The following is a 16,623-nucleotide window of genomic DNA, read 5'->3' on the forward strand; positions in this document are numbered from 1 at the left end:
TCGCCCCTGGGGCGGCCCCGCATTCGGCGGTGCGCGCCGCCGCCTGCAGGGCGGTAAGGGCTTGCGCCCCCGCCTGTTCGACTCCCCTGAACGAGCGTCGCACAGTATGCCGCACGCGTACTCCTTCGCGCTGGAATATGCCTGAAGCGCTTGTTGGGGTGACTGTACGTCAACCATGCTGTCTCGTAAGGGAATCACGTTCCGTGACCCTTGCTCTGGCCGTTGTCCTGGCCATGCAGAAAATGGCTACGATCGTGGCCCTCGCCGTGGTGCTCGTCGCGACCCTCGTCGTGGCGTTCGCGTGGCGTGGGGTCATGTGTCCGCCGGTTCGGATGGTGTGAGCGGTGCAGGTGCTTCAAGTGCAGCTGGAGATCCGGCCCGACCCCGCGGAGGTGGGACGGGCCAGGAGGTGGGCCCGCTCGCGGCTCGCCGGGTCCGGGATAGCGGCGGACGAGCCGCTGGCCGAGATCCTGATCCTGCTCGTCTCCGAACTGGTCACCAACGCCGTGGTGCACACCGGCTGTCCGGCCGTGCTGCGGCTGTCGCTGCCCTCGGTGGAGGTCGAGCCGGCGACGGTGCGCCTGGAGGTGGCCGACACCAGCAACCGCGCCCCGGTGCCGCGGTGTGTGGACGGGAACGCGACCGGGGGGCGCGGACTGGCGCTCGTCGACGGCCTCGCCGACCGCTGGGGCTGGAGTCCCGACGGCGCCGGCAAGCGCATCTGGTGCGAACTGGACCGCTGCGCCGAGCGCGGGGAGAGCACGGCGGCGTACGGGGGCGGGGTCGCCGAATTCGAGGGGCTGGCCTTCGAAGCCGTGTAGTTCCGGTGCACGGTGATGCGCCGGGTGTGCATCCGTGCGCGTCGGTTCCAAACAGGATGTTAAGTAATAAATCGCCGTACCGGTGTTGACGCCTCGTGACCGTTTGATCACGCTTGTGCTCAGCGATTCGCCGCGAGGGGACGGCGAGGGCCTCGGTGACGGAAGCCCTCGTCGAGTGTGGGTCGAACCGGATGGCGGCGCGTGAGACGGTGCCCGCGCCGCCAGCCGGAGCAGCCGCGGGCCGCGCAGAACGGCGCGGAGGGCGCCTCAGAGAACGGCCACCGGTGCCACCGGAGTTCCCGTCGCCCCTACGAACGGCTCGGGCATCGCCGACAGCAGGAACGCGTACCGCCCTGCTTCTCCACAGGCTGTGGACAACTCTTCGAGATTCCAGTTCTGGCCCTGGAGCATCCCCATCTCCACCAGATCCAGGGCGTGCACGGGCAGCCACAGATTCTCGATCTCGGGCGGAAATATCTCGAAGGTGAGCGTGTCGTTCGCGACGGCCGCGACATCGCGCGCGTGGAACCACTCCGGGGTACGCACCGAAAGACCCGGCGACGGATAGCCGTACCCGTGCTTGTCCCCGGCGAGATACACCTGGACCTGTCCGGTCCGCACCAGCACGATGTCGCCGGCCCGCACCCGCGTACCGGCGAACTCCTCGGCCGCCTCCAGATCCTCCGGGGTGACCGCGTGCCCGCCGTCGAGCCGGTCCACGCCACGCGCGCGTGCCACGTCGAGCAGCACCCCGCGCGAGACGATGTGCCGCACCTTGTCGATCCCGCTGAACTCGGCGCCGCCGTGCGCGGTGACGGTGTGCGCGGGCCGGCCGTTGTAGAGCTTCCCGGAGTGCGAGACATGGGTCAGCGCGTCCCAGTGGGTCGCCGCCTGCAGCCCCATCGTCACCGCGTCGTCGCTGCACGCCACCGTCCCCGGCCCGAAGATCTCCTGGTTGATCTGCACCATCGTGTGCAGCGGATTGACCCGCCCCGGGATCATCCCGGTCTGCACACCGTCCTCACGCAGCGCCAGCGCGAGCGGCACACGGCGGCCGGTGCGGACCGTCGCCGCCGCCTCGCGCACCACCTCGTCGGTGATCAGGTTCAGGGTGCCGATCTCGTCGTCCGCCCCCCAACGCCCCCAGTTGTTCACACGCTTGGCGATGTCGTGGAACTCGTCCGGCAGTGACATCGGGGCCTCCCCGGGGCTTGTCCTTCACGGTCCGACGCGCCATAAAATCTAACGGTCCGTCAGAAACCGCGGGAAGGGGCCGGGCGTGGGGAACTTCTTGGCAGGCAAGGTCGTCGCCGTGACGGGCGCCGGACGGGGCATCGGCCGGGCGGTCGCCCTCGCCGCGGCGGCCGAGGGCGCCCGGGTCGTCGTCAACGACTACGGCGTGTCCACCGACGGCACCGCACCGACCAGCGAGGTCGCCGAGGCGGTGGTCAAGGAGATCGAGGCGACGGGGGGCGACGCGGTCGCGGTGGCCGACGACATCTCCACGATGGCGGGCGGCCGGCGCGTCGTCGACACGGCCCTGGAGGCGTACGGCCGCCTCGACGGAGCCGTCTGCGTGGCCGGGATCCTGCGCGAGCGGATGCTGTTCAACATGACCGAGGAGGAGTGGGACCCGGTCGTCGCCACCCACCTCAAGGGCACCTTCACGGTGTTCCGCGCGGCCTCGGCGGTCATGCGCAAGCAGCGGTCCGGCACGCTCATCGGCTTCGCCAGCGGCAACCACCAGGGCTCGGTGTCACAGGCCAACTACAGCGCGGCGAAGGGCGGGATCATCTCGCTGGTGCGGAGCGCCGCGCTGGGCCTGAACAAGTACGGGGTGAGCGCGAATGCGGTGGCTCCGGTGGCTCGTACGCGGATGTCGGCGGGGGTTCCCATGGAGCTGAAGGAGATCGGGGAGCCGGAGGACGTGGCCGCGCTGGTGGTCTATCTGCTGTCCGACCGGGCCCGTGAGGCGGGGGTGACCGGGCAGGTGTACACCGTTGCGGGGCCCAAGATCGCGGTGTGGGCTCAGCCGAGGGAACTGCGTTCGGCTTACTGCGAGGGTTCCTGGACGCCGGAGCGGATTGCCGACTTTCTGCCTGGGTCGGTCGGGGTGGATCCCATGCCGATGCTGGCGCAGTTGGAGGCGATGGAGAGGGCGGCGCGAGAAGGTTCTCGGCCCAACGCCCAATAGCTCGGGAGCGTTTGTGGATTGGCGGCTGCGGGTTGTTCGTGGCCTGTCGCGCAGTTCCCCGCGCCCCTGGGTTGGTTGGCGTGGCCGGTGTTGAGAGGAGACCCCCGTGGACTTTGGATTCAACCCTGAGGACGAGGCGTTCCGCACCGAGGTCCGGGCCTGGCTCGCGGAGCACGCCGGAACCGCTCATGACCGCCGCGTCTGGGAACGCACCCTCGGCGGAGCCGGCTGGATCGGGCTCGGCTGGCCGGAGGACGGCTACGGCAACCGGACCGTCGGCCTCACCCAGCAGGTCGTCTGGGCCGAGGAGTATGCGCGGTCCGCCGCGCCGCCGCGGTCCGGGCACATCGGGGAGAATCTGCTCGCGCCCACGCTCATCGCCCACGGCAGCGACGCCCAGAAGTCCCGGTTCCTGCCGCCGGTCGCCGCCGGTGCGGAACTGTGGTGTCAGGGCTACAGCGAACCCGGTGCCGGTTCGGACCTGGCCGGGGTGCGCACCACCGCCGTACGCGAACCGCAGGAGCCGTACTACCGGATCAGCGGTCAGAAGATCTGGACCTCGCTCGCCCATGAGGCCGACTGGTGCTTCGTGCTGGCGCGCACCGACCCGGACTCGCGCCGGCACCACGGGCTGAGCTTCCTGCTGGTGCCGATGGACCAGCCGGGCCGTATCGAGGTGCGGCCCATCCGCCAGATGACCGGCACCAGCGACTTCAACGAGGTCTTCTTCGACGGCGCACGCGCGCACGTGGAGCACGTCGTGGGTGGCGAGGGCGAGGGCTGGCAGGTCGCCATGAGCCTGCTCGGCTTCGAGCGGGGTGTGTCCACCCTCGCCCAGCAGATCGGGTTCGCCCAGGAACTGGAGCGTGTCCTGCGCACGGCCGTCGAGACCGGTGCCGCCGCCGACCCGGTCGTCCGCGACCGGCTCGTGCGCCAGTGGGCCGAGTTGCGCGCCATGCGCTGGAACGCCCTGCGCACCCTGGGCGGTTCGGGCGACCCCGGCGCGCCCAGCGTGGCCAAGCTGCTGTGGGCGGGCTGGCACCAGCGGCTCGGGGAGCTGGCGGTGCGGGTGCGCGGCGCGGCGGCGGGCGTGGGGCCCGTGGACTGGTCGCCCTCGGCGCCGTACGAACTCGACGCGGCGCAGCACCTGTTCCTGTTCTCCCGGGCCGACACCATCTACGGCGGCTCGGACCAGGTACAGCGCACGATCATCGCCGAGCGCGTGCTCGGTCTGCCGAGAGAACCCAAGGGGGTCGTGTGATGCGCGGTGTGATGTTCGACGGCAGGCAGGTCCAGGTCGTCGACGACCTGGAGGTGCGGGATCCCGGGCCCGGTGAGGTACTGGTCTCCATCTCGGCGGCCGGGCTCTGCCACAGCGACCTGTCCGTGGTGGACGGGACCATACCCTTCCCCGTTCCCGTGGTGCTGGGGCACGAGGGCGCCGGGGTGGTGGAGGCGGTCGGCGAGGGTGTCCGTCATGTGTCGCCGGGGGACCACGTGGCGCTTTCCACCCTCGCGAACTGCGGTACGTGCGCGGACTGCGACCGGGGGCGCCCGACCATGTGCCGCAAGGCGATCGGCCGGCCGGGGAAGCCCTTCCGCAGGGGCGGGCAGCCGGTCCATCAGTTCGCCTCCAACTCGGCCTTCGCGGAACGTACGGTCGTGAAGGCCGTGCAGGCGGTGCGGATCCCCGAGGACATCCCGATGCCGTCCGCCGCGCTGATGGGCTGCGGTGTGCTGACCGGCGTGGGGGCCGTGCTCAACCGGGCCCGGGTGGGCCTCGGGGACACCGTCCTGGTCATCGGGACCGGCGGGATCGGCCTGAACGTCATCCAGGGCGCGCGGATCGCGGGCGCGCCGCGGATCGTGGCGGTGGACGCCAACCCGGCGAAGGAACCGGTGGCCCGGCAGTTCGGTGCCACGGACTTCCTGACCTCGACGGAGGGCGTGCGGGACATCCTGCCCACCGGCGCCGACCACGCCTTCGAGTGCGTGGGCCGGACCGAGCTGATCCGCCAGGCCGTCGACCTCCTCGACCGGCACGGCCAGGCGGTCCTGCTGGGCGTCCCGCCGGCGTCCGCGGAGGCGTCCTTCCTGGTCTCCTCCATGTACCTGGACAAGTCCATCCTGGGCTGCCGCTACGGCTCCTCCCGCCCCCAGCGCGACATCGCCCTGTACGCCGAGCTGTACCGGCAGGGGCGGCTGCTGCTGGACGAGCTGGTGACGGAGACGTACCCGGTCGAGGACTTCGAGAAGGCACGGGCGGACGCGGAGGCGGGGAGGGTGGCGCGGGGGGTGCTCACCTTCTGACAGGTGATTTCCGACCCGCGTGGCCCGATCCTAATGAATACTGTCCCTCGGGCCACTCGATGGCGGGGCGCTCAGAACGGACCCTTTATGGCGTGACCCAGACAACCGAGGCCATCGCAGCCGCACAGGAACCGAAGTCCAGCCGATCGCCCCGCATCCACCGGGCGTGGTTCGTCGCCGCCGTCACCTTCGTCACGATCACCGGCGCGGCCGCCTTCCGCTCCCTGCCCGGTCTGCTCATCGACCCGCTGCACCAGGAGTTCGGCTGGTCGCGCGGCACGATCGGTGCCGCGGTCTCCGTCAACCTCGCGCTGTACGGGCTCACCGCGCCCTTCGCCGCCGCGCTGATGGACCGTTTCGGCATCCGCCGGGTGGTCGCCGTCGCGCTGACCGTGATCGCGGTCGGCTCGGGCCTGACGGTGTGGATGACGGCGGCCTGGCAGCTGATGCTGTGCTGGGGTCTGCTGGTCGGTCTCGGCTCCGGCTCGATGGCGCTCGCGTTCGCCGCGACGGTCACCAACCGCTGGTTCACCGCGCGCCGCGGCCTGGTGAGCGGCATCCTCACCGCGGCCTCGGCCTCCGGTCAGCTGATCTTCCTGCCGCTGCTGTCCTGGATGGTCGAGACGTACGACTGGCGCCCGGCCGCCGTCACGGTCTCCCTGACCGCCCTCGCGGTCGTCCCGTTCGTCTGGCTGCTGCTGCGCGACCACCCGGCCGACGTGGGCCAGAAGCCTTACGGCGCCGAGGAGTTCGTACCGAAGCCGGAGCCCGTCACCGGCGCCGCCCGCCGGACCGTCACGGTCCTTCTCTCCGCGGTCCGCACCGGCCCCTTCTGGCTGCTGGCCGGCACCTTCGCGATCTGCGGGGCCTCCACCAACGGCCTGATCCAGACGCACTTCGTGCCCGCGGCCCACGACCACGGCATGCCGGTCACCGCGGCGGCCTCGCTGCTCGCGGTCATCGGGGTGTTCGACGTGGCCGGCACGATCGCCTCCGGCTGGTTCACCGACCGCTTCGAACCGCGCCGCCTGCTCGCCGTGTACTACGCGCTGCGCGGGATCTCGCTCCTGTTCCTGCCCATGTTCCTCGCTCCGTCGGTCCACCCGCCGATGATCTTCTTCATCGTCTTCTACGGCCTCGACTGGGTCGCCACCGTCCCGCCCACCCTGGCCCTGTGCCGGGAGCAGTACGGCGAGGACAGCGCGATCGTCTTCGGCTGGGTGCTCGCCTCCCACCAGGTGGGCGCGGCCCTCGTCGCCTTCCTCGGCGGTGTGGCACGGGACGTCTTCGGGTCGTACGACATGGTCTGGTACGCCTCCGGCGCGTTGTGCGCGGCGGCGGCCCTGATGGCGCTGGTGATCCGGCGGCGGGCTGCGGTTCCCGCGGTGGTCGCGGCTTAGCGGAAGCGTCCCTTGTGGAACAGCAGGGGCGCCGCGTCCTCGTCGGCCGTGCCCAGCGCGTCCACCCGGCCCACGACGATCAGATGGTCGCCGCCGGTGTGCACGGCGTGGACGGTGCAGTCGATCCAGGCGAGCGTGCCGGCCAGGCGGGGGGAGCCGGAGACGGGTGCCGCGCCGTATTCGACGCCCGCGAACTTGTCCGCGCCCCGCACCGCGAAGCCCCGGCACAACTCGCCCTGGTGGGCGCCCAGGACGTTCACGCAGAAGACGCCCGCACGGGCGATCCGCGGCCAGGTCGTCGACGTACGGCCCACCATGAAGGCGACGAGTGGCGGGTCGAGGGAGAGGGAGGAGAAGGACTGGCAGGCGAAGCCTGCGGGGCCGTCCTCGCCGTCGGCGGCAGGGGCCGTGACCACGGTCACGCCGGTCGCGAAGTGCCCCAGCACGCGCCGGAACTCGCCCTGGTCGACCGGCGCCCGCTCGTCCTCCCCGACACACCGCAGCTCCGGGCGCGGCAGCGCCTCGACGGGCCCCGGGGGCGGGGCGTCGACCGACCTGAGGTAGCGGACGGCGGCGGCCGCCATCCCTGCGTGTCCCATCACACCGCCCATTGAAGCTGACGGTGCGTCAGATGGGAAGGGGTGCGGCGGGCTGCGGGGAGGGCGTACATAGGCTGCCGACATGGGGTGGGGAGACATACGCCGGGACTTCGGTCTGGCCGTGCCGCTGTGCTCGGCGCAGATTCCGTCCGCCGCGCTGTTGGCGTGGATCATCGGCGCGAGCGGTGACGACTACGGCGCCGGATACGGCGGTGCCTTCGGGATCCTGTGCCTGCTGGTCTTCTCACCCTTTCTGCTGCCCTTTGTGGGCGTGGTCCAGGCGGTCCTCCTCACCGCGCCCTCGCTGGTGGTCGCCCGGCTCGCAGTCCGGCGGTTCGGCGGGCCCGGCCGGCTCTGGCATTTGGCGGCTCCCGTGGCGCCGGCGGCCGTGTGGGGTGCGCTGATGGCGCTGCTCCGGGACTGGCCGCCGGTCACCACGGTCATGTGCCTGACGGCCCTGGGCGTCCTGCCCGCGCTCGGCGTCGCCTGGGCGCGCGGGCGCACCTGGCGCCCGTGGGGCCTTTGGTGGCGCTCGGCGCTCGCCTCCGTCCCGCTGCTCGTGCTGACCTTCGGCGGCGGCGTCCTGGCCTCCGTCACGGGACTGATCCCCCAGTACGTGCCTCCGAAGCTCACCACCGCCCAGCTCACCGGGGTCTGGCGCGGCCCGAAGGGCTCGGAGCTGCGGCTCGGACCCGGCGGGCGGGCCGAGGCGATCCGGCTGGCCACCCAGCCCACGGGCGACGACTACCGCTTCAAGGACTACGTCACGTGCGGCAGCTTCGGCACCTGGGAGACGGACCGCTCCGGGCGCGACGGCGTGCTCGTACGGCTCGACGGCGACTGCGGCGAGGACACCCGCTGGACCATCGGCGGCACCGAGGGCGACCCCGAACTGTTCGTGCGCTTCGGCGACCCGGACGCGGGTGACCTGGTGATCCTCAAGCGAGCGGCGGCCGGCTGACCCTCACCGCCCTCGGAACTCCGGGCTTCTGCGTTCCACGAAGGCCCTGAGCCCCTCCCGGGCGTCCTCCGTCGTCATGTTGATCTCCTGCGCGGCCGCCTCCGCGGCGAAGGCCGAGGCGCGGTCGGTGTCGAAGGAGGCGTTCACCAACTGCTTGGTCAGGGCGAGCGCCCGGGTGGGCCCGGTGGCCAGCCGGGCCGCCCACTCCCGGGCCGTCTTGTCCAGCTCCCCGTCCGGCACGACCCGGTTGACCAGCCCGAGCCGCTCGGCGTCCGGCGCGGTCAGCGCGTCGCCGAAGAACATCAGCTCCTTGGCGCGCTGCGGGCCGATCAGGCGGGGCAACAGATACGCCCCGCCGCCGTCCGGTACGAGTCCGCGCCGTACGAACACCTCGATGAACCGGGCGGATTCCGCGGCCAGTACGAGGTCGCAGGCGAGCGCGAGATGCGCGCCGAGGCCGGCCGCGGTGCCGTTCACGGCGGCCAGCACCGGCTTCTCGCAGTCCAGCACGGCGGCGATCAGCCGCTGGGCGCCGAGACGCAGTGTGCGCGCGACGTCACCCGGGATCCGTTCACCGCTGCCGGTTCCGCCCCGCAGATCCGCCCCCGCGCAGAACCCGCGCCCCGTCCCCGTCAGGACGACGGCCCGTACGTCCGGGTCGGCGGACGCCTCCGACAGCAGCTGGATGACGCGCTCCCGCATGTCCGGGGTGAGGGCGTTGAGCGCCTCGGGGCGGTTGAGTGCGATGCGCGAGACCCCCTCGCCGGTCGCCCGCTCCACCGGGGCCGTCACCGGCACACCGCCAGCGCGTCCAGCGCCACCGCGCCCTGCCCCCGGGGCAGCACCATCAGCGGATTGATGTCCAGCTCGGCGAGTTCGTCCCCGAGCTCAAGGGCCATGCGCTGCACCCGCAGCACGACCTCGACGAGCCCTTCGACATCGGCGGGCGGCCGCCCCCGCACCCCGTCCAGCAGCGCCCGCCCGCGCAGTTCCGCGATCATGTCCCGGGCCTGCTCCTCGCCGAACGGCGGCACGCGTACGGTCGCGTCCCGCAGCACCTCCACCAGCACCCCGCCGAGACCGACCGTCACGGTCGGCCCGAACAGCTCGTCGTGCGTGACGCCGACGACCATCTCCACACCCTGCTCGACCATCTGGCACACCAGGACGCCGTCCAGCGAGACGCCCTCGTAGCGGGCGATGTCGGTCAGCTCGCGATAGGCGTCCCGGACCTGGCTGGCGGAGGTCAGGCCGATCTTCACCAGGCCCAGCTCGGTCTTGTGGGCGATCTGCGCGCCGGACGCCTTCATGACCACGGGGTAGCCGACCTGCCCGGCCGCGCGTACGGCGGCCGCCGCGCTGGTCACCAGCTGCTCGCGCGGCACCCGGATGCCGTACGCGCGCAGCAGTTGCTTCGCCGCGTGCTCGCTCAGCTGCTGGCCCGGCTGCATCAGCGCCCGTGCCTTCTTGAAGGAGGGGGAGGGGGTGCGCGGTGCCTCGTCGAAGGGGGAGCGGTAGGAGCGGACGAAGCGGTGGTGGTCGAGGTAGGCGCGGACGGCGGTGAGGCAGTTGCCGACCGTGCGGAAGGTGGCCACGCGGGAGGAGCCGAGCAGCACCTCGCGGTACGCCGGCTCGGTGCCGACCGGCGACCCCCACACCACGCACACCAGCTTGTCGCTCGCCTCGGCCGCGTCGACCAGGTCGCGCACGAGCCGGTCGCTGAGGGGCGGGAAGGGCCCGGTGATCGGGCAGATCAGCACACCCACCTCCGGGTCGTCGAGGAGCGAGTCGATGATCTTCCGGCCGCGCCGGTCCCCGACCGGATGCCCGCCGTTGTCCACCGGGTTGGCCACGCTCAGGTACTCGGGTATCCACTGGTGCAGCTCGGCCTGCCGCGCCTCGGACAGCACCGGCAGCCTGAGCCCGGCCCCGGCGGCGAGGTCGGCGACGTGGGCGCCGGTGCCGCCCGAGATGGAGTAGACGACGACCCCGTCGGCGAGCGGCGCCCGCGCGCGGGCCAGCAGGGCGGCGGTGTCCTGGAGTTCGTCGAGGCCGTCGACCCGGACGACCCCGAACTGCCGCATGGCCGCGTCCACGACGTCGTCGGACCCGGTGAGCTTGCCGGTGTGCGAGGCGGCGGTACGGGCGCCGGCCTCCGTGCGCCCCACCTTGACGGCGACGACGGGCACTTTGCGGCGGGCGGCGCGGTCGGCGGCGAGCAGGAAGGCGCGGCCGTCCTTGAGGCCCTCGACATAGCAGGCGATGGCCCCGACCTCGGGCCGCTCCGCGAAGTAGGAGATGAAGTCGGCGGTCTCCAGGTCGGCCTCGTTGCCGGTCGGGGCCCAGTGGGAGAGCCGGATGCCGAGCTCCTGGAGGGCGAAGACGGGCCGGCCCTGGTGCCCGGACTGGGTGATCAGGGCGATCGCCGGTCCCTCCAGGTCCTCCCGGAACCGCTCGAAGGCGTTGAGGTTGGTGTTCGGCCCGAGCAGCCGGAGCCCCGAGCGTCGGACGGCGGCCGCGAGCCGCTCCTGGGCCTCGGCCCCCTCCTCGCCCGTCTCCGCGAACCCGGAGGCGAAGGCGACGGCGAACTTCACCTTGGCCTCGGCGAGTTCCTCGACCACCGGCAGCGGATCGGCGACCAGCAGCACGCCGAGGTCGACCTGCTCGGGCAGCTCGGCGACGGAGGCGACACAGGGGATGCCGAAGACCGACGGCCGGGTGGGATGCACCGGGTGCACCCGCGCCCCGACCCGCTCGGCCCAGGCCAGCAGCTGCCGGGTGATCCCGGTGTTCGGCCGTCCCTCGGCGTCGGAGGCACCGATCACGGCGACGGACTCGGGCCGGAAGAACCGGTCCAGATCCGGTACGTCCGCATACAGTGGCCGCCCGCTCACATCGAGGTCGTCCACGTCGGCGGCCCGGCCGTGGACTGCGGGCCCGGGACGCAGCTCACCGCAGGCGATGACCCGGGCCCGGCGGGAGTCGGTGGTGAGGGTGCCGTGGGTTGATCCAAGCATCGTTCCGCCCGCTCCTGTGTGACAGCACAATTAACTGACGCAGTGTCAGATTACTGAACTGACGCAACGTCAGGAACTGTCCTGCATGCAAAGGTTGACGAACGGTACGACGAGTCGGTTCCGGCGTACCCGCTGTCGCCGGGGACCGTGGGCGTCCTGGCATCGGTGGCGAAACTTTGGACAACTGCTGGGCTTCCGCTCTCCGTCTGCTGGGCCGGCTCTCGACAGCGTCTTCCTAGCGTCGTTGCCGTCCCCCGGTGGTCCGGTTCCTGGATCACCGCATCCCCGAAATCTGGAGACAGTCCATGCGTGCCCTGCCCCGCCGTGCCCTCCTTGCCGCTCCCGCCGCTGTGCTGATGTTCGCCCTCGCCGCCTGCGGTGGCGGTTCCGACTCCGGCTCCGACTCCGGCAGTTCGAAGTCCGACACCCAGCAGGCCGCCCAGGGCACGGGCGGTGCCGACGCGGCGGGCGAGGCCGCCGGTGACACCGACGACAAGAAGGAACCGCCGCTGACCGGCGACATCAAGCAGAAGGCCGAGGCGGCGGCCGTCGCCGCCTTCCCGGGCACGGTGATCAAGTCCGAGGAGGACGCGGAGAAGCCCGGCATGTACGCGGTGGAGGTGAAGAAGGCGGACGGCACCTCTGTCGAGGTGTACCTGGACAAGTCCTTCAAGGTGACCGGCACCAAGGAGGAAGGCACCGAGGAGGAAGGCACCGAGGAGACGGAGAACAACGGCTGAGACGCACGGGTCGACCGGCCGGAGGGGAGAAACAGGTGCCGAGCGAGCACGAGAACGCCACCACGCCACTGCCGGACGCCCAGGTGACGGCGATCCTGGGGCCTTCGGCCCCGGACTCCGCACGGGGCGGCTATGGGAACCGCTTCGAGGAGGATGCCTTCGACTACCCCTCGCCCTCGCCCTCGCCTCGCCCTCTCCCTCTCCCCCCCAATCCTGGTCCTCCGAGGACGGCCCGACCGGGTCCGCCGAAGCCACGGTTGCCGACGCGCAGTCCGAAGCCGAGGCGAGCGGGGGCCGGCGGAGCCGGGCGCGGGATGAGAGCGGGTGGCGGCAGACGGCGGTACGGCACCGGTCGGCCCTGACGCCCGTCGCCACGCTCGTCCTCCTCGGCGGCTTCGGCCTCGCGCTGTCCACGGTCAGCGACACGGTCACCTCCAACCCGAACCCCGGCGGCACCGCCCAGGTCTCCGCGCCCAAGTCGCCCGGCTCGCCGTCCCTCCCGCCGGACGCGACGCTCCCCGCCGAACCGCCCGGCGGCACCGCGAACACGGCCACCCCGCCGACGCGGACCGCTCTGCCGCCCGTCACCGGTGACCGCGGTGACGACCACCACGGGGAGGAGGAGCAGGGACGCGAGGACGGTGACCACGCCGACGACTGACCCCCCACGGTCGGCGTCGTCACCGCCCCGCTCCCACTGCCCGGCTGCTCGCCCCCCCGTGTCGACCGGCCGGGCGGCACCCGTGCCGGCACACCGTCCGTACGACTCCCAGGTCCCAGGCGGCTTCCCATGAACAGCCCAACTCTCGTGGCACAGCTGTGCGAGCCTTGCGCCATGCGGCTCCTGCTCATCGAAGACGACGACCGAATCGCCGGCCCGCTCACCGAAGGGCTCGGGCGGTACGGCTTCACCGTGGACCACGTCCGTACCGGATCCGCCGGACTGGCCGGCACCGACGGATCACCGGACCTGGTCCTGCTCGACCTCGGCCTGCCCGACATGGACGGCCTCGACGTCTGCCGCAGCCTGCGTGCCCGCTCCGCCGTCCCGATCATCATGATCACCGCGAGGGGGGAGGAGGCCGACCGCATCGTCGGCCTGGAGCTGGGTGCCGACGACTACCTCGCCAAGCCCTTCGGCGTACGGGAGCTGGTGGCCCGTATCCGCGCGGTCACCCGGCGCACCATCGGCGCGCTGCCCTTCCCCCCGCCGGCGCATCCGGCGGCGCCCGAGACCCCCGGACCGCAGCTGCTCGGCTCGCTGGAGATCAACCGCCGCACCCGCCAGGTCCGCCTCGACGGAGCCGAAGTGCTCCTCACACCCCGTGAGTTCGACCTGCTCGCCTACCTCGCCGACGACCCCGGCACGGTCCACTCGCGACAGCAGATCATGGACTCGGTGTGGGACCCGCACTTCTTCGGCCCCACCAAGACCCTCGACGCCCACGTCGCCGCGCTGCGCCGCAAGCTCGGCAACCCGGCCTGGATCACCACGGCCCGCGGTGTCGGCTTCCGCCTCACCGTCCCCGGCCACGACGCGGAACCCGGGGCGGCCGGATGACCCGGCGTCTGCTGCTCAGCTATCTCGGCCTGGCGATCCTCGTGCTGGCCGGCCTTGAGATACCACTCGGCTGGATCTACGCCCGAGGAGAGATCTCCCGCGCCTCCCAGAGCGTCGAACGCGACGCCTCGATGCTCGCCGAGGTCACCGAGGAGAACATCGAGAAGGGCAACCTCGACGCCCTGCCCGATGTCGTCGGCGACTACGCCACCCGCACCGGCGGACACGTCGTCGTCACCGACAAGCAGGGCATCGTCCTGGCCGACTCCGACCGGTCGGGCCGTACGGGCATCAGCATTGCCGCCCAGCCGGACATCGCCGGTGCCCTGCGCGGCCGGCCGACCGTGGCCACCGGAAGCGACCTGTTGTCGGCCACCATGCCGGGCACCTCCGGCACCACCATCCGGGGCACCCTGCGCCTGACCTACCCCATGGCCAAGGTCAACGCCCGCGTGCACCGCATCTGGGGCGCCCTCGCCCTGGCCGGGGCCTGTGTCCTGGCCGCCGTGGCCCTCGTCGCCTTCACCCTCGCCCGCTGGATCACCCGCCCCCTGCGCACGCTGGAGGCCGCCACCGCCCAGCTGGCCGACGGCCGGCTCACCAACCCGCCGGACGCCACCACCGGCCCGCCCGAACTCCGCAGCCTCGCCGCCTCCTTCACCCACACGGCGACCCGCCTGCAACAACTCCTCAAGGCCCAGCAGGCGTTCGCCTCCGAAGCCTCCCACCAGCTGAAGACCCCGCTGACCGCACTGCGCCTGCGCCTGGAGAACTTCGAGCCCTACCTCGATCCACGCGCCCACGGCAGCCTGGAGGAATCCGTCGGCGAGGTCGAACGCCTCAGCCGCATGGTGCAGGGCCTGCTCGCCCTGGCCCGCCTGGAGAACTCCGCCACCACCCCGCAACCGGTCGACCTGGACAGCGTCATCGCCGACCGCGTCGCCATGTGGGAGTCGCTGGCCGCCGAACAGTATGTGGTCCTCGCCGTCACCGGCCGCCCCGCCGGCCGGGTGTGGGCGCTCCCGGGGGCGCTGGAGCAGGTCATCGACAACCTGGTCGCCAACGCCCTGAGGGTCTCCCCGCCCGGCACCACCATCACGCTCCACCGGTCACCGGGCACTGCGGCCGGGGTCGAACTCCACGTTGTCGACCAGGGCCCCGGCATGTCCGAGGCCGACCGCGCCCGCGCCTTCGACCGCTTCTGGCGCGCCTCCGACTCCCACCACGACGGCACCGGCCTCGGTCTGCCCATCGTCCGCCATCTGGTGAACGCCTCCGGCGGCGAGATCACCCTCGACCCGGCGTCGGGCACCGGCCTGGACGCCGCCGTGCGCCTGCGCCCGGTGGCCGGCGGCCGCTCCCGCGGCGGAAGCGGCTCGCCCCGATCGGCACCGGCAGCCGCGACGGCGCCATGACCGGCCCAGGACCTGCGCGCCTGCCCTACAGCGCCTCCAGTACCTCCTTGGCCGCCCGCTCGCCCGAGCGCACCGCTCCGTCCATGTACCCGTTCCAGTACGTGGAGGTCTCGGTCCCGGCCCAGTGGATGCCGCCCACCGGCTTGCGCAGCGCGGCGCCGTACTCGGTCAGCACCCCGGGCGGGGCGTAGGCGACCGGCCCGCCCCGCGAGAAACCCTCGTTGTCCCACCGCTGCAGGACGAAGGAGGTCGGGGACTTGGCCTTGTCCCCGAAGTAGTTCGCGTAGTCCTTCAGCACGGCGGCCCTGACGTCGTCCACGCTCGCCGCGTCGTACGCCCGCATCTCGTCGGCCTCGATGAAGCCCATCAGCGCGCCGTACGAAGCGTCGGGCGGCGAGTTGTCGAACGTCGACCGCACGACCCCGGAGTCGCTCACCGCCTGCCCGTTCAGCCCGTCGGCCCGCCAGAACGGGGTGTCGTAGACGGCGATCGCCTTCCCGATCGACCCCATCGGCATCCGCTGGCACAGCTGGTCGCGTTCGGCGGGCAGCAGCGGGTCGTACGAGATGCGCGCGGCCAGCGGCGGCGGCACCGCGACGACCACCCGGCTCGCCGTCACGGTGATCCCGTCCGCGGTGACCAGGTACGAGCCGCCCGACCGCGCGATGGAGCGCACCGGCGCGCCCAGCACCACCCGGTCCCCGAGCGTCGCCGCCAGCTTGAGCGGCACTTGCTGGGAGCCGCCCACGAAGCGGGAGTCCTGGGCGCCGTTCGCGGTGTCGGTCAGCCGCTCCAGGGTGCCGGCGGTGGAGGCGTTGCCGGCGGCGGCGATGTAGTACACCACGTACAGCAGGGAGAGCTCGCGCGGCTGCGCCGAGAACACCGACGTACAGGCCACGTCGAGGAGGAACTTGGCCGAGGGGATGACGGCGTGGGCGTTCAGCCAGCTCTCGAAGGTCTGCTTGTCCCATTCGGCGGCCTTGGGCGCGGTCCACGGCGCGTCGACCGGTATCTGCTTGGCCATGCTGTCGAGCTCGGACTGCACGATCGCGGCATTGGCGAGCCCGGCCGCGTCCACCGGCGGGACGGAACCGAGGAGCCCGCTGGTGTCGTACGGGGTCCGCTTGCCGTCCTTGTAGAGGAGGTTGTTCCCGGTGTTGTAGGTGGCGAAGGTCGCCACTCCGAGGGAGTCGGCGAGGGCCTTGATGCGGTCCTGGGTGGGGCCGATGAACTCGCCGCCGCCCTCGGTGAAGCCGCCGTTCGCCAGCTTCAGGTTCACCAGCCGCCCGCCGACCCGGTCGCGGGCCTCCAGGACGACCACGGACCGGCCGCCCGCCACCAGGTCACGAGCCGCGGTGAGCCCCGCGAGCCCGCCGCCGACGACGGCCACGTCGACGGTACGGGTGGTCGCCGCGGACGCCGTACCGGCGGCGGTGGCGGTCAGACCGACGGCCCCGGCGGCCGCACCGCCGAGCAGGGAGCGCCGGGAGAGCTGTCTTTCGCGTGCCACGTGCATCCTCCGTCATGAGCGAGAGGGAGTGGAGCTGGAAAGTTGAGCAGTGCTCACATTCTGGCCCCGTGCGGCGGCGTCGTACAGCTCTCCCG

15 protein-coding genes are annotated in these 16,623 nt (G+C 72.1%); 10 read left to right on the forward strand and 5 right to left on the reverse strand.

The window, feature by feature from the left end:
* Nucleotides 1-203 precede the first annotated feature (203 nt).
* Nucleotides 204-341, forward strand: a complete 138-nt coding sequence (locus ACZ4EG_RS34435; RefSeq protein WP_453551529.1) for a hypothetical protein — start codon at nucleotides 204-206, stop codon at nucleotides 339-341.
* 18 nt (nucleotides 342-359) lie between these two features.
* Nucleotides 360-821 (forward strand): ATP-binding protein, encoded by a 462-nt coding sequence (locus ACZ4EG_RS34440; protein ID WP_467793427.1) that lies wholly within the window; start codon nucleotides 360-362, stop codon nucleotides 819-821.
* A gap of 267 nt (nucleotides 822-1,088) precedes the next feature.
* Here ACZ4EG_RS34440 and ACZ4EG_RS34445 read toward each other — a convergent pair whose 3' ends face one another.
* On the reverse strand, nucleotides 1,089-2,015 hold the full coding sequence (locus ACZ4EG_RS34445; protein ID WP_467793395.1) for a cyclase family protein: 927 nt from the start codon (nucleotides 2,013-2,015) through the stop codon (nucleotides 1,089-1,091).
* An 85-nt stretch (nucleotides 2,016-2,100) separates the two neighbouring features.
* On the opposite strand from ACZ4EG_RS34445, the gene ACZ4EG_RS34450 reads away from it, so the two are divergent.
* The 4 genes from ACZ4EG_RS34450 to ACZ4EG_RS34465 all read left to right on the forward strand — a co-directional run bounded on the left by ACZ4EG_RS34450 (nucleotide 2,101) and on the right by ACZ4EG_RS34465 (nucleotide 6,725).
* Complete coding sequence (locus ACZ4EG_RS34450) at nucleotides 2,101-3,015, forward strand: SDR family NAD(P)-dependent oxidoreductase (RefSeq protein WP_467793396.1); 915 nt, start codon at nucleotides 2,101-2,103, stop codon at nucleotides 3,013-3,015.
* A 106-nt stretch (nucleotides 3,016-3,121) separates the two neighbouring features.
* Nucleotides 3,122-4,276: an acyl-CoA dehydrogenase family protein gene (locus ACZ4EG_RS34455; RefSeq protein WP_467793397.1), complete on the forward strand. Its 1,155-nt coding sequence runs from the start codon at nucleotides 3,122-3,124 to the stop codon at nucleotides 4,274-4,276.
* Entirely contained in the window at nucleotides 4,276-5,325 is a 1,050-nt protein-coding gene (locus ACZ4EG_RS34460) for a Zn-dependent alcohol dehydrogenase (protein WP_453551518.1), read from the forward strand. The genes ACZ4EG_RS34455 and ACZ4EG_RS34460 overlap by 1 nt, the downstream gene beginning before the upstream one ends.
* A 92-nt stretch (nucleotides 5,326-5,417) precedes the next feature.
* Entirely contained in the window at nucleotides 5,418-6,725 is a 1,308-nt protein-coding gene (locus ACZ4EG_RS34465) for an MFS transporter (RefSeq protein ID WP_467793398.1), read from the forward strand.
* Here ACZ4EG_RS34465 and ACZ4EG_RS34470 read toward each other — a convergent pair.
* A complete protein-coding gene (locus ACZ4EG_RS34470) occupies nucleotides 6,722-7,324 on the reverse strand; it encodes a flavin reductase family protein (protein WP_390709994.1) in 603 nt (200 codons plus the stop codon). The two genes, ACZ4EG_RS34465 and ACZ4EG_RS34470, sit on opposite strands and share 4 nt — an antisense overlap.
* Before the next feature lie 82 nt (nucleotides 7,325-7,406).
* Here ACZ4EG_RS34470 and ACZ4EG_RS34475 point away from each other — a divergent pair, with 82 nt between their 5' ends.
* A complete protein-coding gene (locus ACZ4EG_RS34475; RefSeq protein WP_467793399.1) occupies nucleotides 7,407-8,285 on the forward strand; it encodes a hypothetical protein in 879 nt (292 codons plus the stop codon).
* Between the two features lie 3 nt (nucleotides 8,286-8,288).
* On the opposite strand, the gene ACZ4EG_RS34480 is transcribed toward ACZ4EG_RS34475, so the two are convergent.
* Both ACZ4EG_RS34480 and ACZ4EG_RS34485 read right to left on the reverse strand, forming a co-directional pair.
* A complete protein-coding gene (locus ACZ4EG_RS34480; RefSeq protein WP_467793400.1) occupies nucleotides 8,289-9,077 on the reverse strand; it encodes an enoyl-CoA hydratase/isomerase family protein in 789 nt (262 codons plus the stop codon).
* Complete coding sequence (locus ACZ4EG_RS34485; protein WP_467793401.1) at nucleotides 9,074-11,302, reverse strand: acetate--CoA ligase family protein; 2,229 nt, start codon at nucleotides 11,300-11,302, stop codon at nucleotides 9,074-9,076. Before ACZ4EG_RS34485 ends, ACZ4EG_RS34480 begins: the two co-directional genes overlap by 4 nt.
* 305 nt (nucleotides 11,303-11,607) lie before the next feature.
* Here ACZ4EG_RS34485 and ACZ4EG_RS34490 point away from each other — a divergent pair, with 305 nt between their 5' ends.
* The 3 genes from ACZ4EG_RS34490 to ACZ4EG_RS34500 all read left to right on the forward strand — a co-directional run bounded on the left by ACZ4EG_RS34490 (nucleotide 11,608) and on the right by ACZ4EG_RS34500 (nucleotide 15,018).
* Complete coding sequence (locus ACZ4EG_RS34490; RefSeq protein WP_467793402.1) at nucleotides 11,608-12,042, forward strand: PepSY domain-containing protein; 435 nt, start codon at nucleotides 11,608-11,610, stop codon at nucleotides 12,040-12,042.
* Nucleotides 12,043-12,877: 835 nt separating this feature from the next.
* On the forward strand, nucleotides 12,878-13,603 hold the full coding sequence (locus ACZ4EG_RS34495; protein ID WP_467793428.1) for a response regulator transcription factor: 726 nt from the start codon (nucleotides 12,878-12,880) through the stop codon (nucleotides 13,601-13,603).
* Nucleotides 13,600-15,018: a sensor histidine kinase gene (locus ACZ4EG_RS34500; RefSeq protein ID WP_453551501.1), complete on the forward strand. Its 1,419-nt coding sequence runs from the start codon at nucleotides 13,600-13,602 to the stop codon at nucleotides 15,016-15,018. Before ACZ4EG_RS34495 ends, ACZ4EG_RS34500 begins: the two co-directional genes overlap by 4 nt.
* Nucleotides 15,019-15,043: 25 nt before the next feature.
* Here the strand turns inward: ACZ4EG_RS34500 and ACZ4EG_RS34505 are convergent, their stop codons facing one another.
* Nucleotides 15,044-16,528 carry a flavin monoamine oxidase family protein gene (locus ACZ4EG_RS34505; RefSeq protein ID WP_467793403.1) on the reverse strand — a complete coding sequence of 495 codons (1,485 nt, stop codon included), beginning with the start codon at nucleotides 16,526-16,528 and terminating at the stop codon, nucleotides 15,044-15,046.
* Between the last annotated feature and the right edge of the window lie 95 nt (nucleotides 16,529-16,623).

It is taken from the genome of Streptomyces sp. NPDC025638 (assembly GCF_055558775.1).